Annotated in this window: 22 protein-coding genes and 2 pseudogenes; 9 read left to right on the top strand and 15 right to left on the bottom strand. The window is 35.5% G+C overall.

From position 1 onward, the window contains the following. Positions 1 to 421: 421 nt before the first annotated feature. The 9 genes from BTOYO_RS18275 to BTOYO_RS18235 form a co-directional block, all read right to left on the bottom strand. Entirely contained in the window at positions 422 to 793 is a 372-nt protein-coding gene (locus BTOYO_RS18275; protein ID WP_000620622.1) for an ATP synthase subunit I, read from the bottom strand. 22 nt (positions 794 to 815) lie between these two features. Beyond that, the gene (pssA, locus tag BTOYO_RS18270) at positions 816 to 1400 is read right to left on the bottom strand and encodes a CDP-diacylglycerol--serine O-phosphatidyltransferase (RefSeq protein WP_000042023.1); all 585 of its coding nucleotides are present in this window, start codon (positions 1398 to 1400) and stop codon (positions 816 to 818) included. Further along, complete coding sequence (locus BTOYO_RS18265) at positions 1393 to 1851, bottom strand: MarR family winged helix-turn-helix transcriptional regulator (RefSeq protein WP_000198621.1); 459 nt, start codon at positions 1849 to 1851, stop codon at positions 1393 to 1395. Before BTOYO_RS18265 ends, pssA begins: the two co-directional genes overlap by 8 nt. A gap of 159 nt (positions 1852 to 2010) precedes the next feature. After that, positions 2011 to 3450 carry a 6-phospho-beta-glucosidase gene (locus BTOYO_RS18260; protein ID WP_000048727.1) on the bottom strand — a complete coding sequence of 480 codons (1440 nt, stop codon included), beginning with the start codon at positions 3448 to 3450 and terminating at the stop codon, positions 2011 to 2013. A 95-nt stretch (positions 3451 to 3545) separates the two neighbouring features. Next, a complete protein-coding gene (locus BTOYO_RS18255; RefSeq protein WP_000873021.1) occupies positions 3546 to 5438 on the bottom strand; it encodes a beta-glucoside-specific PTS transporter subunit IIABC in 1893 nt (630 codons plus the stop codon). A gap of 270 nt (positions 5439 to 5708) precedes the next feature. Continuing rightward, positions 5709 to 6557 (bottom strand): BglG family transcription antiterminator LicT, encoded by an 849-nt coding sequence (gene licT, locus BTOYO_RS18250; protein ID WP_001219852.1) that lies wholly within the window; start codon positions 6555 to 6557, stop codon positions 5709 to 5711. Between the two features lie 256 nt (positions 6558 to 6813). After that, on the bottom strand, positions 6814 to 7170 hold the full coding sequence (locus BTOYO_RS18245; protein ID WP_000501500.1) for a DUF4259 domain-containing protein: 357 nt from the start codon (positions 7168 to 7170) through the stop codon (positions 6814 to 6816). A gap of 419 nt (positions 7171 to 7589) precedes the next feature. Then, a complete protein-coding gene (locus BTOYO_RS18240; protein ID WP_002038078.1) occupies positions 7590 to 9356 on the bottom strand; it encodes an N-acetylmuramoyl-L-alanine amidase in 1767 nt (588 codons plus the stop codon). 813 nt (positions 9357 to 10169) lie between these two features. Next, entirely contained in the window at positions 10170 to 10409 is a 240-nt protein-coding gene (locus BTOYO_RS18235; protein WP_000013684.1) for a hypothetical protein, read from the bottom strand. A gap of 277 nt (positions 10410 to 10686) precedes the next feature. Here BTOYO_RS18235 and BTOYO_RS18230 point away from each other — a divergent pair, with 277 nt between their 5' ends. The 6 genes and pseudogenes from BTOYO_RS18230 (at position 10687) to BTOYO_RS18210 (ending at position 12900) form a co-directional block, all read left to right on the top strand. Beyond that, positions 10687 to 10812: a YjcZ family sporulation protein gene (locus BTOYO_RS18230; protein WP_000540377.1), complete on the top strand. Its 126-nt coding sequence runs from the start codon at positions 10687 to 10689 to the stop codon at positions 10810 to 10812. Positions 10813 to 11064: 252 nt separating this feature from the next. Beyond that, positions 11065 to 11406: a PadR family transcriptional regulator gene (locus BTOYO_RS18225; RefSeq protein ID WP_000683179.1), complete on the top strand. Its 342-nt coding sequence runs from the start codon at positions 11065 to 11067 to the stop codon at positions 11404 to 11406. After that, positions 11399 to 11881, top strand: coding sequence for a hypothetical protein (locus BTOYO_RS18220; protein ID WP_000606980.1), 483 nt, complete (start codon positions 11399 to 11401; stop codon positions 11879 to 11881). Before BTOYO_RS18225 ends, BTOYO_RS18220 begins: the two co-directional genes overlap by 8 nt. Continuing rightward, positions 11878 to 12405, top strand: a complete 528-nt coding sequence (locus BTOYO_RS18215; protein WP_001004194.1) for a permease — start codon at positions 11878 to 11880, stop codon at positions 12403 to 12405. Before BTOYO_RS18220 ends, BTOYO_RS18215 begins: the two co-directional genes overlap by 4 nt. Further along, positions 12404 to 12604: pseudogene (locus BTOYO_RS27760) on the top strand (sortase domain-containing protein); the annotation flags it as partial. The gene BTOYO_RS18215 and the pseudogene BTOYO_RS27760, both read left to right, overlap by 2 nt. Before the next feature lie 95 nt (positions 12605 to 12699). Then, on the top strand, positions 12700 to 12900 hold the full coding sequence (locus tag BTOYO_RS18210; RefSeq protein WP_000042278.1) for a hypothetical protein: 201 nt from the start codon (positions 12700 to 12702) through the stop codon (positions 12898 to 12900). Positions 12901 to 12982: 82 nt separating this feature from the next. Here BTOYO_RS18210 and BTOYO_RS18205 read toward each other — a convergent pair whose 3' ends face one another. Next, the gene (locus tag BTOYO_RS18205) at positions 12983 to 14458 is read right to left on the bottom strand and encodes an MDR family MFS transporter (RefSeq protein ID WP_000367678.1); all 1476 of its coding nucleotides are present in this window, start codon (positions 14456 to 14458) and stop codon (positions 12983 to 12985) included. A 142-nt stretch (positions 14459 to 14600) separates the two neighbouring features. Here BTOYO_RS18205 and BTOYO_RS18200 point away from each other — a divergent pair, with 142 nt between their 5' ends. Continuing rightward, the gene (locus BTOYO_RS18200) at positions 14601 to 15176 is read left to right on the top strand and encodes a TetR/AcrR family transcriptional regulator (RefSeq protein ID WP_000999303.1); all 576 of its coding nucleotides are present in this window, start codon (positions 14601 to 14603) and stop codon (positions 15174 to 15176) included. A 172-nt stretch (positions 15177 to 15348) separates the two neighbouring features. Here BTOYO_RS18200 and BTOYO_RS27755 read toward each other — a convergent pair whose 3' ends face one another. Next, the gene (locus BTOYO_RS27755; RefSeq protein WP_000394779.1) at positions 15349 to 15504 is read right to left on the bottom strand and encodes a hypothetical protein; all 156 of its coding nucleotides are present in this window, start codon (positions 15502 to 15504) and stop codon (positions 15349 to 15351) included. Between the two features lie 303 nt (positions 15505 to 15807). On the opposite strand from BTOYO_RS27755, the gene BTOYO_RS18195 reads away from it, so the two are divergent. After that, complete coding sequence (locus BTOYO_RS18195) at positions 15808 to 16695, top strand: DMT family transporter (RefSeq protein ID WP_000776051.1); 888 nt, start codon at positions 15808 to 15810, stop codon at positions 16693 to 16695. Positions 16696 to 17168: 473 nt separating this feature from the next. After that, positions 17169 to 18548, top strand: a complete 1380-nt coding sequence (locus tag BTOYO_RS18190; RefSeq protein WP_000227310.1) for an aldehyde dehydrogenase — start codon at positions 17169 to 17171, stop codon at positions 18546 to 18548. Between the two features lie 215 nt (positions 18549 to 18763). On the opposite strand, the gene dnaB is transcribed toward BTOYO_RS18190, so the two are convergent. The 4 genes and pseudogenes from dnaB to BTOYO_RS18170 form a co-directional block, all read right to left on the bottom strand. Further along, positions 18764 to 20053 (bottom strand): replicative DNA helicase, encoded by a 1290-nt coding sequence (gene dnaB / locus BTOYO_RS18185; RefSeq protein WP_000027366.1) that lies wholly within the window; start codon positions 20051 to 20053, stop codon positions 18764 to 18766. Then, on the bottom strand, positions 20050 to 20910 hold the full coding sequence (locus BTOYO_RS18180) for a DnaD domain-containing protein (RefSeq protein ID WP_000312039.1): 861 nt from the start codon (positions 20908 to 20910) through the stop codon (positions 20050 to 20052). The genes dnaB and BTOYO_RS18180 overlap by 4 nt, the downstream gene beginning before the upstream one ends. Positions 20911 to 21107: 197 nt before the next feature. Beyond that, a pseudogene (locus BTOYO_RS27415) lies at positions 21108 to 21434 on the bottom strand (nucleoside triphosphate pyrophosphohydrolase). Between the two features lie 176 nt (positions 21435 to 21610). Then, the gene (locus tag BTOYO_RS18170; RefSeq protein ID WP_000384032.1) at positions 21611 to 23773 is read right to left on the bottom strand and encodes a DEAD/DEAH box helicase; all 2163 of its coding nucleotides are present in this window, start codon (positions 23771 to 23773) and stop codon (positions 21611 to 21613) included. Positions 23774 to 23777: the final 4 nt, after the last annotated feature.

The raw sequence follows: 23777 nt of genomic DNA, 5'->3' as shown, positions 1-23777 counted from the left end.
TAAAGTATACTCTCTTTTCCCCGTAAACTTTATGTAATTATACATATTAGTGAAAAAATACACTTAATGAATATTAAATATAGTAAAATATAAATTGTGGACACGTTCTATAAAGCAGATTCTTTTGACAGGCGTAACATATCAATCATTATAGGGGATGTGGCGTTACTCCGATACTGATCTCAAATCTCTTTTATTTTATGAACTAACAATCTGGTGTATATAAACGATTCTGTTTTATAGGTTGTGTTTACATTTATAACAAAGGGGTAATACGGATAGATTCGTATGAAATGAAAATGGTTCAAGTCGGAGAAAGGCACCTTAGGGTGTCTTTTCTTTATAATAAAAAGCTCTCCATACAGGAAAGCTTTTACGTTTATACATGTAAGTCATCCAAATTAGTGATTCACACAACTCTTTATTCCTTCACATCTTTCATGCTGTAATATCCTAAATTAATAATAATTAAGAAATACCCACCCATAATTCCAGCAGCAAATGTCCACATGAAATCATGATGTTCAATTTCATACATAATAATCGCGCCGAGTATTGCGGCTGCAAACCGATTTATCATTCCAAGCATCGGCGCTTTTTCTTTTTTCACAATGCTGTCTCCGAACTTTTCAATACGCCTGCCTAAAATCCAGACGCAATACATACTCACTAAAAGGCCAATGCTTATTCCTACAAACTGGGCTGAAAAAGGTGTCATAAGCCATCCTAATACCATCACCCCTAGCAAACAATACATTTGTATGTTAAATGATCTTAATGCCATACGAATCATGCAATGCTCCTTACCTTTCTCATTAGTCCCATCTTTCGGAGTTCAAGCTTTCCGATATATCTTTTTTAAAATGAGGAAATTTGATTTTGCTCACCATTAAATAAGCGAGTACGCATGTGCCAAACGCCACGGAAACTGGATTATTCAAAAAGCATAAAATGAGGAGACACATTGCCGCGAATGGTATTGGCATTCCGATAAATGTCGGGAGTTTGCTTTGCTGCGTGTTAAATCTCGCAAGCCGAAGCATGCCACAAATACTGTAAGCAAGCGCACATATCATCCCGATAGACTGTAATTCTTTCAATGCGACACTATATGCAAGAATAGACGGTGCCACACCAAAAGTAACTAAATCCGCAAACGAGTCCAACTCTCCGCCAATTTCCGAAACAGCATCAAGTTTCCGAGCGACCATACCATCAAAAAAATCAAATAACATACCTGTAATAATAAAAACTGCTCCTAAATAAATATCGTGAACGAAAACAGCGTAAATAGCCAAAAGCCCACATACAAAATTTGCTATCGTAATCATATTTGGTATGTAACTCATAACATGCTTCTCCTCCTTTCTACTAATTGCTTCATCTAAATTCTTACTCATTACAATCAAGATCCTTCTGTTTTTCTTCTAATATAACTTTATTTATTTTCGTTAACGTATCGGTCATTTGCTCTAAAGCATGTATATCGATTTTCGAAAAGTACTTCTCAATTAATACATCATCTAAATCAGACAACCGCTCTATATACTTACTACCGTTTGGACCAATTGTAAGGAAATACTCCCGTTTATTATTAGGGTTTACTTGTTTCGAAATCATCTTCTGTTTTTCCAATTTCGATAAAACTTGGCTCACAGCACTTTTCGATATATTAAAAGTAGTCGCAATGTGATTCGCTGTCGTATTTTCATTTAAATTAATATGAAATAGCATGCTCTCTTGCTGTCCTGTAAGACCGTACTCATCTTTTAGCTCCTGAAATAGTAAAATGTAAAATTCATTATAAGCCCGGTTCATTTCATTAATTACTTCTTTATACGATCTAGTCATAGCATTCTTCCTCCATGCTGTTATTTCGTTTCGTTATATAGTTAAGTTCACTTAACTTAACTATATAATACCGTTATGTTCGTGTAAAGGGAAATATAGCTCTATCCTTTATTTACAATGAAAAAAGAAGACATCATTTAAGATGTCTCCTTTCCATACTTAAGACTCCAAACTCTCACCATTCGTCTCAATTACTTCTTTATACCAATTGAAACTGTTTTTCTTCGATCTTTTTAATGAACCTTTTCCTTCATTATCTTTATCAACGTATATATATCCATAACGTTTTTTCATTTCTCCAGTAGAAGCACTTACAAGGTCAATTGGGCCCCAGCTTGTATACCCGATAATATCTACTCCATCTTGAATTGCTTCTGACATTTCGATCATATGTTTTTGCAAGTAATCAATACGGTATTCATCATTCACTTCGTCTTCACCATTTAATTGATCGATTGCACCGAGACCATTTTCAACAACAAATAAAGGTTTTTGGTAACGATCGTAAAGTTGGTTCGCTGTAATACGGAAGCCTTTCGGATCAATCGTCCATCCCCACTCTGATTTTTCCAAATATGGATTTTCAACAGAACCGAATACATTCCCGCTCGTTATGCTTTTTAACACTTCTGGATCTGTACTTGTTGCTCGGCTTGAATAGTAGCTAAATCCAATATAATCAACTGTATGCTCTTTTAAAATTTCCTCGTCTTCTTTTTCCATTTCAATTGTTACATTGTTATCTTTAAAGAAGCGTTTTGCGTATCCAGGATATTGTCCTCTTGCTTGTACATCAATGAAGAAGAATGATTCACGGTCTTGTTCCATCGCACGAAAAACATCGTCTGGATTACATGTGTATGGATACGTTGCACCAGCAGCAAGCATACAACCGATTTTTGCGTCTGGAATCATTTCATGACACGCTTTTACAGCTAACGCACTTGCGACAAGTTGGTGATGCGCTGCTTGATACTGAATTTGTTTTTTGTTCTCACCTTCTTTAAATGCTAGCCCTGCACCCATGAAAGGTAAATGTAAAAGCATATTAATTTCGTTAAATGTCATCCAATATTTCACTTTATCTTTATATCTATTAAAAATCGTTTTTGCATACGTCTCAAAGAAAGTGACAAGTTTTCTACTTCTCCAGCTTCCATACTTTTCTACTAAATGAATAGGAACATCAAAATGAGCCATCGTAACGACTGGTTCAATGCCCTGCTTTAACAGTTCATCAAATAAATTATCATAAAACTGTAATCCTGCTTCATTCGGCTTTTCATCTTCACCATTTGGGAAAATACGTGTCCAAGCGATAGATACACGTAGCGCTTTAAATCCCATTTCTGCAAACAGCGCGATATCTTCTTTATAACGATGATAAAAATCAATCGCTTCGTGTGATGGATAAAACTCCCCTTCTGCCGGTGTAAAGGAATGAATATTCCCCTTCATAATATCCCAACGTTTTTCACCAATTGGCAATAGATCAACTACCGTCAATCCTTTTCCATCTTCTAAATATGCTCCTTCAACTTGATTGGCTGCGATTGCTCCACCCCATAAAAATCCTTTAGGAAAAATAACTTTAGACATATAGAAAAACTCCTTTATATAAGAATTAACGAGGAAAGGCATTGTAAGTTTTAAAGAATACCTTTCTTCGTGTGAACCTGTATGAAATGTAACTACTATTTAACTCCTAACTCTAGTAAGGAATCTCCAGCTTGAATCTTTTCTACTTCAGTTTTTTTAATACTATATTTATTATAATTTGTAACAACAACTGGTGTTGTCACAACATAACCCGCCTTTTGAATTTCAGCTATATTAAACTCAATAAGTAATTGCCCTTTTTCTACTCTCGCTCCTTGTTCAATATGAGAGGAGAAAAATTCGCCATTTAATTTCACAGTATCCATTCCAATATGGATTAAAATTTCAGCACCTGAATCCGCCGTAATTCCTACTGCATGATTCGTCGGGAAAAGTGCAGAAATCGTACCTGAAACTGGTGAAAACAACTTTCCTTCTGAAGGCTCAATCGCAACCCCTTCACCTAACGCACCTGATGCAAATGCAGCATCGTCAATATTTTGAAGTGGCATAACGGCGCCATGAAATGGACTCAGAATTGCTTCATCATCGTTTGATGCAGCAATTTTATCAATTGTTTCAGCTGGTTCTGTAGAATCTTTCTTTTTAGTAAAACCAAATAAATAAGTAAGAACAAAACCTACTATTAAAGAGACAACTATCGCAATAATCGCGCCCCAAAATCCAGCTGTAATCCCTTCTTTCGGACTAATGAATGTTGGCAGCGCAAATATACCAAGTCCACCTGTCATATAAGCTTGCGTACCGAATACGCCAAGTATTCCGCCGCCAATTCCTCCCGCAATACAACTCATAATAAACGGTTTTTTAAGAGGAAGTGTAACACCATAAATCGCCGGCTCTGTAACACCGAAAATACCCGAAATAAAAGCTGGAATACTAAGTGTTTTTAATTTCCGATCTTTCGTTTTCATCCAAACTCCAAGAACAGCCCCAATTTGAGCAAATGAAGTAGCGAATATAAGCGCTAATATAGGATCAATACCGTGCACTGCTAAATTGTTATAGCCAATCGGGACAATTCCCCAATGAAGTCCGAAAATAACGAGCACTTGCCAGAAAGCACCAAGTACTATCCCTGCTACTAATGGACTTAAATGATAAACCCAAAGTGTAGCCTGTCCTAAAAATTGACCTGCCCACGTCGCAATCGGACCAATAACAAGAAATGTAACTGGTACAACGATTAGTAACGTTAAGAATGGTAGTACAAATGTTTTCACAACATCTGGAATGACTTTCTTTAAAGACTTTTCTACTTTCGCTCCAAAATAAGTAGCAAGAATAATTGGAATAACAGATGATGCATAGTTCATTAAAATAACTGGAATTCCTAAAAACGTAATATGAATTGGTGATTCAAACATCGTTCCTGCAAATAGCGTATATAATGGCTCACTTGCTTTTAAACCGGATAGAGCCGGATACACTAACGCTCCCCCAATTGCCATACCAATGAATGGTGATCCTCCAAATTTCTTACTTGCTGTATATCCTAAGAAGATTGGGAAGAAATAAAATAATGAATCGCCAACTGCATTTAATATTTGATACGTTCCTGACTGCGTACTTAACCAGCCTAGCGCTACAAATAGTGCATTAAATCCTTTAATCATCCCAGTTGCAGCTAGTACTCCTAAAATGGGAGTGAAAATGCTAGAAAGAATATCTATAAGACTACTCTTTTTCTTCTCACTCGCACTTTCTTCCTCTGTTTCTTGAAACCCTCCAGCAGCAATAACCGCTTTATATACGTCGGATACATGGTTACCAATTACAACTTGATATTGTCCGCCACTTTTCATAACAGTCACAACATCTTCCATACTTTTCAGTACTTCTGTATTTGCTTTCCCCTCATCTTTTAACTGAAATCGTAAGCGAGTTATACAATGTACAACGCTATTTATATTTTCTCTCCCGCCAACATGTTTCAGTATGTCCTTTGCTAATTTTTCATACTTCATAGTTATTTCTCCTCCCTACAATCATTCCATTTATCATTTTTATAAAGTGAAACTGTAATCAGTGGGGGTATTCATCCCCCACTGATTACTAGCCTTCACCAATCGGGCATTTACGGCAGCCCGACTCCCACATAACTTCTTGGCCTCAGCCGAATTTTGAGGTGGGTAAAAGAAAAAACCTAAACTAACCGTAACGACGTGATACATACGAATCACTCCATTACAAGTCAATTTAGGTTTTGCCTGCCAAACAGTAACAATCCTGTTTATTCAATTACATAATTCATTGCGTTTCGTTACACGGTGAATGTGCAACGTTACATACACTTTTTCATCTTTTGAAAGATGACTATTATGTGCTTTTTGTAAGTATGCTTCAATTTTTTCTGTACAACAATATGCCTCTTCATACTTACTTTTCACTTGCTCGTATAAAAAATCATCCTCTGCCGAATGCAATTCCTTCTGCATTAAACGCTGGGCAAAGTATCGTAAATGCGTTACGAACCGACTATAATTAAATGAATTTTCATCTAAGTTCATCTTATAGTGGTACTTTACAACATTTAAAATATCTTGGACGATTTTCGTCATCGCCACCGTTTGCTGCATTGCCGGCTCTCCTTGCTGCGCATTCACGAAATGCAAGGCAATTGACCCTGCTTCATCTTCAGAAAGTCTAAAGCCAGTCTCCTCTTCAATTATGTTCAAAGCTTGTAGACCAATTTCAAACTCTTTCTGATAAAATCTCTTAATCTCCCAAAGCAAAGTATTTTTCAGATCCATTCCTTCTTTATGCCGAGTTAAGGCGAAACTTAAGTGATCCGTTAATGTAAGATAAATATAATCACTTAAAGTCCCCGGCAAAACTGTCTTAGCAAACTGAATAATTCTCTCTGTAATCTCTAAATTTTCTACAGGAATTTCAGTTAGTAACCTAGCGAGTTTCTCTGATAATTCTCTTGTTTCTAGTACAAAGGTCTTTTCTATCTTAGATTCATCAATCGCATCGCCTACTTTTTTCTGAAACCCCAAACCTCTGCCCATAAGTACAACTTCTATCTCATTATCCTTCATCGTACAAACAACATTGTTATTTAAGATTTTATGGATTCTCATATTGTTCCGCCTTCTTCTTCTTAAAGTCACAAAAGGTAATAAAAAAACCTAAACTGATTCCAAAAGCTACACTACACCCGTAGCCTCTAGATCAATTTAGGTTTTGCCTGCCGAACAGTAACAATCCTTTTACTTATTAACTTACTTTTATTATACACAACAAGTAAGCGTTTGCAATAATAAATTATTGAACATTTTTTTACAAGAGAAAACAAAGACTAATCATTTCAAAAAGTATTTTTCCTTTTTCGATATACTAATAGTTTATCAGCTGTTGTTTTAATGTATTTAAAACTTTCTTTCTCTCTTCATAATCTTCTGCATCAGCTTCTTCCCAAAGTTCAAGATCAGCCCCTCTCTCAATTAATACAATCGCATTGTTGCGAACCTCATCCTGAAGACACCCTTTCTCCAATTGTATTGCCGCAAGACCAATATATACTAAAGACATAACCTCTAAATCTTCATCTATATCAAACTCATCTAAATACTCTTCTAAAACGAGCTTAGTTGCTTCTTCTACACTATTATCTTCTTCTAAGTACTCAATAAACTGTTCTTTCACATCACAAGTTGTATCATCATCAAATAACCCAGTTCCCCAAGCGCCCATATTCCACAGCCCCTTCTTTGTACTTTTCTATTATATTTCAATCTTAAATATAATAGAAATTCATTACAAGGCTAGTTATATACATCATTATATTTTACAATTACTATAGGTAATATGTATATTTTACCACATGTATCATTCTGAATAATCAAACAAAATTATCGATAAAATTCCATATAGACCCATTACTGGTTAAAATGTTATAATTAAATCACCCTACATAGTTACTCATAGTCAGACTGAGGAACTAGCGTCTTATTAAGCAATGCGCATAACTTAAATAAAAAAGACACTTTACAGTGTCTTTTTTATTTACATTCTATTCATTATTTTTTCATAGAAGTTATCTCTTTTATACACAAAATATATCAAACTTGAGCTCGACTATCTTTCAAGTTCCCTTATCGACCTATACTTATTTAGAGTTTCCCTTCAATCCAACTACCCGATTGGTCAAAATAGTATTTGTTACCACCAATTGATTGCCAACCCGTTAACATTGCACCTTCACCATTTAAGTAGTACCATTTACCACCTATTGATTGCCAGCCTGTTAACATTGCACCTTCACCGTTTAAGTAGTACCATTTACCACCTATTGATTGCCAACCTGTTAACATTGCACCTTCACCATTTAAGTAGTACCATTTACCACCTATTGATTGCCAGCCTGTTAACATTGCACCTTCACCATTTAAGTAGTACCATTTACCACCTATTGATTGCCAGCCAGTTAACATTACACCTTCACCATTTAAGTAGTACCATTTACCACCTATTGATTGCCAACCCGTTACCATTGCACCTTCACTATGTAAGTAATACCATGCACCACCTATTGATTGCCAACCCGTTACCATTGCACCACTACTATTTAAGTAATACCATGCACCACCTATTGATTGCCAACCTGTTACCATTGCACCACTACTATTTAAGTAATACCATGCACCACCAACATTTTTCCAACCGGTAGCCATTTTGCCATCACTGTTTGTATAATACCAATTGTTATTTTTAAATACCCAACCTTCTTTTGTTGTATTAGGGTCTTTATCTTGAGCATTGTTAGTGAGCTTACTCCAGCTTGGATCGTATTTCACCCACTCACCTTTCTTGATTTCATACCAGCCATCTTTAATAGATAACACTTTGTATTTTTCACCCTTCTTAGCAATGCGGACAACTCCATAATTCACTCCTGCACCACTACGAACATTCACGCTTGTACCAGTGATTTCTAACTCAATATTTGGCTCAGCTGGGTTTGTTTCGTTACCATCTACATCTTCTTTTTCGTCTACTAACGGAGGATTCGTTCCAGTACCCCCATTCAGATATCCATTAGCGCCTTCTACAAATGAATTCCAAGTCCCCCTTGTGATAATAATATCAGGGCACTTCTTTCCACTCCATTGTTCATGGCGTCTTAAATTACTCGCGCTGATTCCTTCTTGTTTCATTAAATGCGCTACTAATTTTTTCGCGTTTTCTACCGCTTTATTGTAGTCGCCATCTTGATTAACCGCTATCTCAATACCGATTGATTCTCTGTTTCCTGTACCTGTACCACCATCACCTGCATGCCAGCCATTTTCATTTGTTGGTAGATGCTGATAAATTTCTTTATCATCTACAGTAAAATGCCAAGAAGCAGTTCTAACAGTACCGCTTGTTGCTTGATTGTATAAATACTTTGCATGACTCTCAGCATTCGCACCCGGTGCCGTATTTGCTGTTTCATGAATCGTAATATACTTTGCTTTCATTGGGTTTGCAGGTCGAATATCTGTGTTACCAGCTGGTATAATCCACTCTACAAACGGAATTCCACTAATTGTTCCACGTTTCTTCGTTGCTGATGGGTCTGCTGCTGAATACCCTATACGGTTAGAACTACGCATTTTGGGTTGCATAGAGCGAGAGCTTCCATCTCCTTTACCATCTACATCTTTAAACGCATTTTCAATATTTTTTAAAGCTTCCGCTTCCGTGACTTTTCCTGTCTTAGCTTCTTTAACGGTCTCTATATCACCATGAACATGTGCGTCTTTTTCTCCGTCTGCAATTGACAATTGATTCGGCTGATTAACACCTTCTTCTGCTAAAGTTGTTAATGGCACAGTTGATAATAAAGTTAGTCCTGTTGTTAAAGTAATTACGTATTTTCCTAGATTTCTTGTCATAGTTATTACGGTATATTTTACTAGATTAGTAGTAATACCTTCCTCCCCTATACATGATTTTTTCACTTCCAGATTTATGAAATAGAACATTCATTTCATGCATCTGATACCACCAAAATTAAAGAACAGATTTTTCGGAAACTTACTACAATGCATTAGTAAAATTAACTTCTCTCTTGTTTTATACATTCTATATTCCAAATATTCAACACACTAGATTTATATTCAAACAATAGGTTCGTTAAATAGTAACCTTTGAGTGTAATCATTCCTATTCGTTCTAGTTCTCCTAAATATACATAAGTGCAGTGGCGTCCCAGACTATATCATATATGATATAGGAGAAAAGTAAAAGGTCATATATTTATATTGTTGTAAACTTTTATAAATAATATTACATACACAAAACCACTCAAGTATATCATTCCGCATTTGAGTAGTTCTCATTTCTGCCCTAAAAGATATGAATCTATTTCTTAATAAAACTACCATAAAATTTTCAATGTAAAGCAATCGAACTGCATGAATAATAACTAAAAAAAGGCCCCATTACTGGAGCGCTCAAAAAATAATATAAGTAAATGAATTAAAAGAAATAACAGACAACTAAAATATATACGAATAAACATTCTTTAATCTATATATATGCAACATTACATAAAATTATTTATTATTACATGCTATACTAAAACTGGAGTCGATAATTGTTATTTTCTTCTTAGTTTTAAAGCAATATGGATATACCTTCTAATCGCATTTGGATTGTACAAGGGAAAGAAGACACCTTAATGGGTGTCTTCTTTTCTTATATTTTTATGAATTCTTTTGAGTTGATGCTCTCCAATCACGAAAAGATGTTGGGCGTCCAGAATAAGCTCTTTGCTTTGTAACAGCTGGTTTTTCTTCAATAATAGTTGATTTCTCTTCAGGAGTATTTGGTTTTTCTTCAAGAATAGTCAAAGCTGTTTGCATTTTCTCCAGCTGTTCTCTTAAAGCTTGCTGTTCAATCTTTAAATCTGTAAGTAAACGTAAAATCATCTCAGAATTAGCCATAAAGATCCTCCTTCTCCCAATACACAGAATAAAATACAATATGTAAACGACGAAATACCGGTGACAAAAATAAGTTTGTCAACTCTTATAAAGTGAAACTTTAATCAGCCCGACTCCCACCTAACTCCTTTGCTCCAGCCAAATTTTGAGGTGGGAGTTTTACTGCACATTAATGCGGGATAAAATCCCAAGTACTTTTATTTTTCAAAAGGACCTGCTCAAGTTTATCCGTAAAAACATAAAGTGAATTAAATCCATTACGGAAGGAGGAGTTAATATGGGTTATGGCGGTAGTTGTGGTGGAGGCTGTGGTTTCGGCGGCGGATTCGCCCTACTTGTTGTACTCTTTATTTTATTAATCATCGTTGGAGCTAGCTGTTGGGGCGGCGGATTCGGCTGCTAAGGAGAGGCACTCTTGAGAGTGTCTTTTTTTATGTTCTACATACATATTACTTCATATAGTAATTTCCCAGCACTAAAGGCTACTTTCACAATGAAGTGCACCCCCATTGTATTTTTTGTTTCATATTTATTGTTATGTTCCCTCTCAAAAATTGCACATTTTAAAATTGACATAGCATTTCATTCACCATATACTGTTAACAACAGTATACTGTCATTAACAGTAACATAATCTATTTTAGGAGGTCTATTTATGAAACATACAGGAAGACACACAGGGGCATTCCTTTTATTATTTCTAGCCGAGGGGGATCACTATGGCGGGCAACTATTGCAAAAGTGCGAAGAAGAACTTCCGGTCAATCCAATCGATAGTGCCATCCTATACCGCACACTAAAGAAATTAGAAAACGAAGGTGCAATTGAATCTTATGTAAGTACAGCTCATCAAGACAAACCGAGAAAGATGTACAAAATTACGCCTGCTGGAAAGGAACAATTGGTAGATTTTCAGATGGATATTGAAGAAAAAATGAAGAACTTATCCTTTTTCCTAGACAAATATAAAGACTTAAAGGAATCCGATCATGATTAACGGTATGATCCTTTACACTTTAGCCATTGTCCTTACGGGAATTTCTTTTATGAAAGATCGTAATAAAACGAAAAATGCTCTATTTAAGTCATGGAAAATGTTTCGAAATCTTCTACCTGCCATGCTTTCCATCATGCTTTTCGTTGGCTTATCACTTTCCATATTAACGCCGTCCTTCATCTCTTCCATCATTGGAGAGCAGTCTGGATTGTTAGGTATTATTTATTCTGCAATCCTCGGTTCTGTGGCACTCATCCCAAGCTTTGTCGTATTCCCTCTTGGAAATACATTAGTTCAACATGGTGCAGGTCTTCCTCAAGTTGCGGCACTTATGTCTACACTCATGTCAGTAGGGCTTACAACTATGCCGATGGAACAAAAGATATTTGGGCGAAGCTTCGCTTACGCACGTAATGCATCTGCTCTGCTCATGTCTCTCCTATTCTCCTATATCATTTGGGTGGTGATGGTATGAACGAATTAAAAAGATATCGCTTCTTTTTCATTTTACTACTGGGGCTCTTTGTATTAACTTTTATAAATCAATCTTTAGGCAAGGCGGCATTACAACTAACAGGGAATAGCATTTTAGATATGCTGTTTCTCCTTCCTCCTGTCCTACTATTTGTAGGATTACTTGATCAATGGGTGAAGAAAGAAACGTTAATGAAATATATGGGCGAAAAATCGGGCATATATGGTATCTTATTCTCTCTATTATTAGGCGGAATTGCAGCTGGCCCCCTCTACGTCGCCTTTCCAATCGCCGCATTACTTTTGAAAAAAGGAGCGAGCATTAAATACATCGTATTTTTCTTAGGCGTTTGGACAACTGCAAAATTACCAATTATCGTATATGAATTTTCTTCATTTGGAGCTACGTTCACACTTATTCACATTTGCTTCGGTTTAGTATTCTTCTATGTAATGGGCCTTATTTTTGAGAAGTTTTATGATCAGGGGCAATTGTTGCGGTATGATGTTACGGAGGAAATGTAAGGTTAACACCCATTGGATAACAGATGCAGAAGATCGAACTGTCATTGTAAAAAAAGAGAAACTAACATTAACAACTTGTTACCCCTTTAACTACATCGGTGATGCCCCAGATCGCTATATTATTGAAGCATCTTTAATTTCTACTAGCTACAAAGAGGTGTCACCTTATAACTATGTGACACCTCTTTTTTTACTTTAGAAACATTACCATAATCTTAATTCGATACAGTATAATAAATGTATAATACAGAAAATTTCATATTTTGTATTATAATATTTTTAGAGGTGATTATCTTGAGTAAAAACGTGAATTTACTTCTTCAAATAGTAATTGGAATTATCATTATGATCGCACCTATTCTCATTACAGGGACTATGTATGATGTCACTAAAACGATGGGTGACTTATTAGTTGCCGAACTTATTATAAGAACACTTTCCCTCATTATTGGACTTTTAGTTATTAGTAAAGCTTTACATCGTTATTCTCAATAGTTCTTCTTACTAAAAAACTGACAATACATACACCACATTTCCCTCGGCTGTTTGAACTATTATTACGAAAGAAATATAAAACTTAATTTTCGTTCTGTAAAACCCCCTTTACTTCTACTCCCTTTTTCTCTTCTTTTAAGAATAACGATACGATAAATGCAACAATAATAAAGATTAACCCAAGTGCAAATGCACCTTGGAACCCTGACGTTAAACCGTTTAACTTCTCTACTGGGTCCATTGGATTTGCGGAGCTTTCCATATACTGAGTTGTTCCTGAAGACATTTTTGAAATAAAGATAGCCGTACCAATTGCGCCCGCTACTTGCTGTAACGTACTAAACAGTGCTGTTCCGTGCGGATATAAATCTGGTGTTAATTGATTTAAACCGTATGTTTGTGCTGTCATGACAAACATGAGTCCAACCATTAATACGCTATGCATCACAATAATTTGTACCATTGATGTATCAGGAGTAATGCCTTTAAATAAGAACATTGCAATCCCCACTAACACAATACCAGGAACGATAATAACTTTCGGACTAAATTTATCAAATAGTTTACCTGCGATTGGTCCCATTATAGCGCTAATAATACTTCCTGGAAGCATAATGATTCCTGATTTAAAGGCTGTAACGAGTAAAACTGTTTGCAGGAACATCGGTAATAAAGTCATCGTTGAAAATAGCGACATCATCACAATGACAATTAATCCAACTGATAATGTAAACATCGGAACTTTAAATGCTCGTAATTCTAAAATTGGATTCTCAATTTTCAATTGTCGAACGACAAAAATACATAATGAGATAAGCCCAACAATTAAAGTGCCATACACTTTCGCATCGGACCATCCTAAATCACCCGATGCACTAAAGCTATACACAAGCCCGCCAAATCCTAATGTCGATAAAAGGATAGATGGATAATCCACTTTTGGCCTTGTTAACTCTGAAACATTTTGAATGTACTTCATTCCAATCATAATTGAAATGATCACGATAGGAATAACAATATAGAATAACCAGCGCCAATTTAATGAATCCACAATTACTCCAGATAATGTAGGACCAATTGCTGGAGCTGACATCATAACGAGTGCGATTAACCCCATTGTCGCACCACGTTTTTCAGGGGGACAAATGAGTAAAATCGTATTCATTAATAACGGTGTAATTAATCCCGTCGCTACAGCTTGGACGATACGGCCAACTAATAAAACGGAAAATGTCGGTGCGAATCCCGCAATTAATGTACCTACTAAAAACGTTACCATAGCAATCAAAAACATTTGTCTCGTTGTGAGCCATTGCTGAAGTAGCGCTGTAATCGGTACTAAAACACCAACCACTAGCATGTATGCTGTAGAAAGCCATTGGATTGTTGAAGCTGTTACGCCAAATTCTTTCATTAATACAGTTAACGCATTACCAAGTAACGTTTCGTTTAATAACGCAACCATTGCCCCTAAAAGTAATGCAATTAAAATCGGGGTATGTTTCATATTAGAAGTATCAACTTTGCCACTTACAGGGCTCTTAGTTGTCATATCCATTTGCAAATTCTCCTCCTCTTTCTTACTTAAAAAGCTTTAAATATACCGGAACACATGTAATATAATATACATATGTAGATTAAAAAGGGAGAATCAATTTTCAGCCATTGTATACTTAATCTACAGAAAAGGAGAATTGTAGATGAACGATAATGAAAAACAGCTTGATTTACGTATTAGACGTACACATAAATTACTGTGGGATTCCTTATTTGAATTAATGACGCAATCAAAACAGAAATATAGTACGATCACGATTAACCAAATATGTGACCGCGCTATGGTACACCGAACAACCTTTTATAAACACTTCGAAGATAAAGATGCTTTATTAGCATTTGGATTTAAACGATACAGCAAGATGATTGCTGAAATACCGGTTTCAGATCGATTAAGTAAACCATTTCAAGTAATGGAACAATTTCTACATCATGAAGAAATCGGTAAAATATTAGAGATACAAATGTCTGATGAACAATTCACTAGCCGCATGCACTATTTAAGCCACGAAACAAGAAAACAAGAAACAGAAGCACTAAATCGCCTTTGCAAAAATCATACGATGCCACACGATTTAATAACGGAATTTTATTCAGGAGTAATCACCGCATTAAGTTCGTGGTGGTTTCAAAATGAAAGAAAAGTTTCTGCAGCAGAAATGGATCAACATTTCCACCAACTCATTAATCGGGATATTTTTCAGTTTGAAAAGGAATAGTATTACAAATTTCCTATTTTGTAATCAAATTGACCACAAAATAGGAATATGATATATTTTCGGTAGAATACTATATAAGTGTGACATCAAATAAAATGGCATATAATAAAAGAAGAGATGCGCTAACATCTCTTCTCTAACTGCTACCGTATAGGGTGGTGGTTATTATACGTTATTTCTTTTTACGAAACCCACCCTTCTGCTTCCTACGGCGCGGAGTGGGTTTTTTGTTGTCCTTATCCAGAAGTTGCTTCCGCAAAAAATGCGCTGAAACTTCGCGCACAGTCGCTTTGACAAACTCTCTTACAAGTTCAAACAAAAACTCCATATTATCACCTCCTTTCCTTCCAAATAGAAAGAAGGGATAACCACCCACCATCACAATATGCAGTTAACTTTATTCTATCAAATGATTGTAAAGATATTATGTAAACAAAACAAATGAAATTTTACATATAAAGAAAGCCCTTCTAAACTGGGCTTTCTTTATACATACTATTACTTCCCAATTATGCGGAAAAGAAAAAACCGTCGATAAATTTATGTTTTAAATATTCAGAATTAATATTAAAATATAAAATGGGGATAGGGGTATGGAATTATAAAATTTATACATAACGAGGGAATAGAAATGAAACTACAATTAAAAGCAGATTTAGGGCTACTACTAGTTACATTCTTTTGGGGTGCATCTATCTTACTTACAAAAGTTGGACTCGAAGGCATAGAAGAATACAATTTAATCGCATTACGATTTATTATTGCCTTTCTTTTATCAGGTTTAATATTTTACAAACATGTATTCAAAATCAATTTTAAAACGGTAAAATATGCATTTATACTCGCTTCTGTCTTATTTATCGTTTACATTTTCGCTACTTTCGGCACAAAGTATACGAGTGTTTCTAATGCTGGTTTCTTACTATGTCTCACAGTCATTTTCATTCCGATATTATCAGCTATATTTTTAAAACACATTCCAGAAAAGAAAGTTATAGTAGGAATCATTTTAACGATAATAGGAATCGGCTTATTAACATTAACGAGCGAATTCAAAATCGGTAACGGCGATATATTTTGCATACTGTCAGCCTTATTTTATGCCATTCACGTCATCATTACCGGAAGCGTAACGAAACATGTGAACTCCATTGCACTTGGAGTCATACAACTCGGTTTCGTCGGTCTATTTAGTCTTATATTTTCATTCATTATAGAAACGCCAAAACTGCCTAGCACAACCAACTCATGGTTAATTATCTTAGCCTTAAGCATATTTTGTACCGCAGTCGCATTCATCGTGCAAGTGATCGCCCAGCAATACACGACGCCTACACATACAGGCCTTATCTTTTCATTAGAACCTGTTTTTTCAGCAGGCTTTGCTTTCGTTTTCACAGGTGAAACACTTACCGGAAAAGGATACTTAGGAGCGACGCTTATATTAGTAAGTGTGTTGATTGCTGAGATGGATTTTAAGAGTTTGCTAAAGGTAAATTACAAGAAAAATATGGAATAAATATTTTACCAAAATAAATAACTACACATCCACATTAAGAAGATTCGTTTGTATTATTCTCTTAATCTAAGTGTACTTCTAAGTGAATATCTGTCCCTCAGAAGAATATTCAGGTGACTGAAGCACACTGTGCTATGCCTTTTATTCAGCGACAGGAATTTTATTTCCTGTTGTTGATATTAGTTTAGAATAAAGTTTGATTAAAAATAATGCTCCCCTATTTTTTTAGAAAACAATTCTAATTCATCAAAAACTGATAATTAATAATAATTTATAGTCCAATACATCCCACTTACGTAAACAAAAAAACGTCAGATCTACAGGAGAAATTTTCAAAGATTATCACCCTTAGTTTAACAGTAACTTTTATCAACAAACGGATGCATTAGTAAATAGGATATGTGGATGAAATGCTTTATACAATTGATGGACATGGTATGTGAATATTTTCTTACTATTGGAGGGATTTCCTAATGGTTGATGATATACAACAACTTATTCAAGAACATAGACAATTTTTCAATCATGATCATACAAGAAGTCTTCAATTTCGGCTTAAACAGTTAGAAAAGCTAAAAAATTCTATTCAAAAATATGAAAGTCAAGTGCTGAGCGCATTATATCAAGATTTACACAAAAGCGAGTTTGAAGCATACGCTGCAGAAGTTGGTTTCGCATTTAACAGTATCAATTTTATAATGAAATATCTAAAACAGTGGATGAAACCTCAAAAAGTAAAAACCCCTATTCATTTTGCACCATCCAAAAGCTACATAATAAAAGAGCCATATGGTACCGTGCTAATTATCGGTCCTTTTAATTATCCATTTCAATCATTAATTGAACCTCTCATTGGGGCAATTGCAGCAGGAAATTGTGTAGTTCTCAAGCCTTCAGAAAATGCACCAAATGTTTCAGCTGTAATGAACAAAATAATAAGTGAAACGTTTGATAAGCAATACATTCGTGTAATTGAAGGAGGCAGTGAAATAACTTCTTTATTGATTCATGCACCTTTTGACCACATCTTTTTTACTGGTAGCGTTCAAGTTGGAAAAATTGTCATGGAGGCTGCGGCGAAAAATCTTGTACCAGTAACATTAGAACTTGGTGGAAAAGGCCCCGCTATTGTCGATGAAACCGCTAACCTCGATATAGCAGCCAAGCGCATTATCTGGGGAAAATTCATAAATGCTGGCCAATCCTGTATTGCACCTGATTATGTTATTGCACACAAATCTATCAAAGTAAAACTGATTTCGAAAATGAAAGAAATCATTACAAACTTTTATGGATCAGATGTATTAAAAAGCAATGATTATGGTCGAATTGTTAATGAGAGGCAATTCGATAGACTTCTTTCTATATTAGAGCAAGACAAAAATTATATAGTATTTGGTGGAAATTCATCTAGAAGCCATTTATATATTGAACCAACACTTCTTGAAGTAAAATCATGGGATGATGCAGCTATGCAAGAAGAAATTTTCGGACCAATTTTACCAATTATGGATTACAATGATTTAGATGAAGTCATTCATACGATTAACACCCATCCCAAACCGTTAGCTTTGTATGTGTTTACTGAAAACAAAAATGTTGAAAAGCAGGTATTAGGACGAATTTCTTTTGGAGGAGGATGCGTCAACGATACAATGTCACATATGGCTAATCTCCACCTACCTTTTGGCGGAGTAGGAACTGCAGGATTTGGCTCCTATCATGGGAAACATAGTTTTGATGCTTTTACACATCGTAAAAGCATTTTAAAGAAAAGCTCAAGGATAGATTTAGGGTTTTTATTTCCACCGTATAGGAACAAAATTAATATTTTGCGAAAGATTTTTAAGTAATACGATTTGTTAAACATTCATGTTGATATTAAAGAAGAAATAATAAAGGGAATCCAGTAGAATGGACTCCCTTTACCTTGTAATAACCTAATCTATTTTTAGCGATGGTTCTCCCTGCTTTAAACGGGATAGGGATACGCGTTAACAATGTTCTAGCTTATCATAATTGAAGCCGCTTCTACTCCGTTCTTCAAAACACAAGCTTCTCCCTCCCACTAATTCACCCTCTCCACAAACCGCCCAAACTCCTTCATAAATCTCAATTTAAAACTCCCCACAGGTCCATTCCGATGCTTCGCCACATGAATCTCCGTCATCTCTTTCTGCATCGTTTCCTTATCGTAATAATCTTCACGATACATAAGCATAATAACATCCGCATCTTGCTCAATTTGTCCTGTCTCTCTTAGGTCAGATAAAAGAGGGCGCTTATCTTGACGCGACTCTACAGAACGAGATAATTGCGACAACGCTACTACACAAACATTTAAATCACGCGCTAACAACTTGAGCTTACGTGAAATTTCGCTAATCTCCTGAAATCGATTGCCCTTATGCTTCGGATCTCCCGTAATAAGCTGCAAATAATCTACAATGACTAAAAGCTTCTTATCATCATACTTCCGCTTTAACTTACGAGTTTGCATCCAAATATCTTGCACCGTAACGCCTGCATGATCATAAATCTCAAGTGGTAATTCCCCAATTTCCGCAAACGCCTTACTCACCTTTTCCCAGTCTTCCATCGCAAAACGGTGCTTCGGATTTTTCAGCCTACCACCTGACACTTCACCTACGCAAGAAGCCATTCTTTTTAACAATTGCTTACTACTCATCTCTAACGAAAACAATCCAACCGCCGCTCCAGACTTCGCCGCATGCAGTCCAACATTTAACGCAAACGCAGTCTTTCCCATAGAAGGGCGCGCACCAAGGACAATAAAATCACCTTCCTGCAATCCGCACGTCATTTTATTTAGCGATATATAACCAGTCTCAATACCAGTATTCTCTTTCGTATCTTGATGAAGCTCTTCATACAAACCAACTAACGCATCCTTCAAATCAAACTCACATACGCAGTCCTTTTCCTCTAACTCACAAAGTGCCGTAATCGTCTCACCAATAACTTTCTCATTCTTCTCCGCAATAAGACGCTCTCCCATCTTGTGCCCGAGAACACCCGCCTGATACATTTTCCAGGCACCCCGAACAAGCCCCTCATAATAAGAAAAGTTACTAGTCGCAGGCACACCATCCATTAATCCTATAAAATACTCCATTCCCCCGATCCCCTTCAAAAAATTCGGATCTACTCTAGAAATGAACGTCACAAGATCAATCGGTTGCCCCTCCTCTTCCATTTTTCGCATTAACTGAAATATAGACTTGTGCACAGGCATAGAAAAATAGTACTCCGTCAAACGGCACTCCTTCATAAGCTCTCCATCAAGTAATAGAGAACCTAGCACCGTCTTTTCCGCCTCTACATTTTGAATACTCATGGCCGCCACCCGCGTTCCGCTAAAAAGCGCTGCAACTCTTCCTCTGACGGCGTATTCTTCTCCCACTCCTCACACCTTGCCAAAAAATTCTCCGTCTCTCCGCTACTAACAGACGACTCCTTCTTTCGAAACCTTTCCGTATCCGCCTCAACCTCAGACACTTTCGTAAATCCTTTCCCGTGCCACCCCCGCAAAATCCCCTTCACATAAGCCATCTTCCGGTTTTTATTCTCATACGAAATTTGAAGGGCCTTCAGCACAAGCTCCTCTGACAAATCATTCATCCACGCATTCAATTCCTCTACCGTATACGGAGACAAACTACCAAAATGTTGTTCATAAAACGTGAACACCTTACTTCCCGTTTCTTCCTCTATATCCTCTTCTTTCTCTGCCTCCTCGCAAACTGGATCAACATCATCCATAGTCATATCACTAGGCATACCGAAATGTGCTAAAAGCATCGGAACATTCAGCTCCTCCTCTACGCACTTCTGCAAAAACATATGTACAAACTCCTTATTCTTCACACCCTTCAGCTCACGGAGCACACACTTCTCCACATTTGTATTCGTCACAGGATTATAACGAAGCCAATTTAAAATGAATAACTCCCGCGTGTCCGCATCATAAAGGATCTTTCCATAATCAATGAAGCGCTGCAAGAGCTTATCAACAGTCTCCCGGTTATAACCCGTCTCCATCTCAGCTAACCGCTTCGGAAAAGGAAAAATCCCACATTGCGTCGTCTTCGAACAAGTTAACAAATAAATATAAAAATACCGCTCCTCCGGCGTCAAATCCAAAACAAAATCATCCTGCCAAAAATTCACCTGCACATTACGATACACCGCCATCCTAATTCCTCCTGTCTCCATTCAAAAATGAAAAATCCCTCTTTGTACTATATATAGGAAGGAGGGCCAGGTTTTTGTCGTGTTATTTCAAAAATTTTTTTGACTACTACTACGGTGTTTGTTGGTGTTTTTGTTTTGTTATGTTTTTTCTTAGTGATTTATTACTTGTAAGGGGCTTGTAAGGGGCTTAGGAGGGGCTAGTTATCGGTTACTTCGATTAGGAAGACTCGATTTGAAAAGCCGCCTCGTTCTTTTGCTTTCTTTTTACGAATGTTGTTAATTTCTTCTAGTGTTGTGCCTTCATGTTTGGCTAGGGGGTTTATTAGTTTTAGTAGGTCGGATAGTTCTTATAGTTTATGTTCATTTGTGTTTGCTTCTAGATATCCGGTTAGTTCTTCTTGTGTTTTTTTGCAGAGTTCTTTTATGTATTCGTCTTCGGGTAGGATTCTTGTTGTGGGTGTTTTTCCGTTGGTTTTTATTATTTGTGGGATTTTGTTTCGGATTAGTTTGTTGTAGGGGGGCATGTGTGTTTCCTCCGTTTTGTTTTTCTTCTATTATAATGGAAAAGCAGTTTAACTAATGAACTATACCCCTAATTCTTTGACTGTGTCTAAGAATTAGGGGTATAGTTTTTTTATGAATAAACTTACTTCAAGAGACAAGATAAATGCAGTAATACATTATCAAGATGGAAATAAGATTACAGCTGTCCGATTTTATCAATTTCATATGCCATTAAAGAAGATACATCATCTCTCTTCAAATTCTTAATAAAATAAATTAATTCTTGCCCCTTTAAATCATCAGGAATAAGATGATCTATTTTATTAATTACCGATGAAGGAATACCCATATCAATTAATAATGAAAACCTTTCTTCCACACCTTCATTTTCTAAGTATGAAGCAAAAAAGGAATAATCCCCACTTGTAGCTAATCCTTCGTTCTTACAAAGCACCTTTTGTAGTAAATTAACTACATTTAACCATTTTGGAACTTTATATGAAATCCAATGACGTTTTTCTCGAAAAACATTTTCAATCGCAGTATCAATAACTCTTTTTTCTGTCCATTTTGGATTTTGTTGTTTTAGATATTTTTGCTCTTCCATAATTAAGACGTATAAACTGTTTGAAATGTGCTTTCTAATGGTTACAGGCAACTTATTTATAGTCATTGGCCTTGTTGTCTCAGTTGGCTTTAGAAGATAATTCCAAGACAAAGAAATTAAAAAATTAAGTTGATATTTATTAGGAAATTTATCCCACACAATTAACTCTGGATTACTTTTTAACTTTTGTCTTAGTTGTTTAATGATTTCTTTTTGTCCCGCTACTGAAACTGCATTCTTTTTAATAACTTTTAACAGTTCTTCGTTGTAGTCATGTAATTCATCATATCTTTCTAAATGTGATGTATGGACTTCATCCCTGTCTAAATTAACTAATATTTCATCATTAATATATTTTTGATCATGATAAGGTATATCTAAATTAATATCTTCTCTTTGAGGAACACTATTAAATATGTATACCTTCCCAGTGTAATGTTTTAACATTCTTCCCGCTCTACCCTTAATGTTCGAAAAATCAAAGAAGTCCAGTAGATTAGGTCCTTTTTTATTATCAAAAATAAATACATTTTTGGCAGAAGTATTTACTCCCTCTATAATCGTAGAAGTACAAAATAACACATCCAGCTTTCCTTCATTAAAATATTCAATCATAGAATGTACTAAATGTTTCGGTATAATTCCCGAATGAACACCAATATAATTCTTTATAAGGTTATTAAACCCCCAATCCTCACTTAAGTTTTCTTGAATCCATTCACTTACGGGCAAACATTGCTCTTCTTTCACAAGTCCATTTTCATTTAGATAATCATAATATTTCACGGCTAAATTATATGCTCTTTGCGGTGAAGAAACATATACAATAGATTGCTCATGCCGCTGCGTATACAATAATTCAAACAACTTTTGTTCTTTTTCTTTTGCTTGCCTTCGTACTCCTGTAGTTTGATATTCTAAATCTACTTTAACAATTTCAGTATTAACCAATGAATATTGAGTTTTAAAAAATATTGCATTATACCTTTCTTTAAATCCTTCAGGTATATTATCAATATTAGGACCTATAAAGTAAAAAATAGGATCAGATTTCAAAACTTTTCTTAAGGCAATATTTAATACATCCGATCTTTCATCATCTCTAAAGGAACTCAATTTATAAAATTCGTCTAAAATACAATAATCTATCTCCGGAAGACCTTCATACTCTAAAACCCTCTCCGCAGTTAATATAAAAATATTTTTAGACTCCATTTCCTGAGAAGTGTTTACAATAATATTATAATTATTACTAAACTTTCTTAAGCTTACCCTAGTTTCATTAATTAAAGCTAGCGTAGGCTGTATTATCAGTATATTTTTATACTTATTCAAAGATATGATTTCTTGTATCAATAAACTCTTTCCAAAACTGGTTGGAGCGCTTACTATTAAATTCTTTTCTTCTGCAATTAAATTCGCTAAAATTTTTTGTTCTTTGTGAAAAGTAATATTCTCTAATTTTTTAGAAGAATGGTATGCTGAGCGGATTTCAGATGTAGTATCTAGCTGATTATTGGCTTCAATTATTCTAAGTAGGTATGGATAAAAACCTGCACTTTCTATTAAATCTACCCATAAATCTTTTGTCGAATCGTCAACATTCTCCCATATATCTAATACTTTTATAATAATATTATTAGCGATTTCTTCTGTGACTACATCTTTTTGCGATATATATTTCGCCAAAGAAAAACTTTCCTCAAAATTTAAACTTTCTATATTAGATATATCTACTTGATTCCAATCCACTTAA

The organism is Bacillus toyonensis BCT-7112 (assembly GCF_000496285.1).
GTDB lineage: Bacteria > Bacillota > Bacilli > Bacillales > Bacillaceae_G > Bacillus_A > Bacillus_A toyonensis.
Note: the sequence above shows the minus strand (reverse complement) of the source record. Positions and strands in the feature narration are given on the sequence as shown.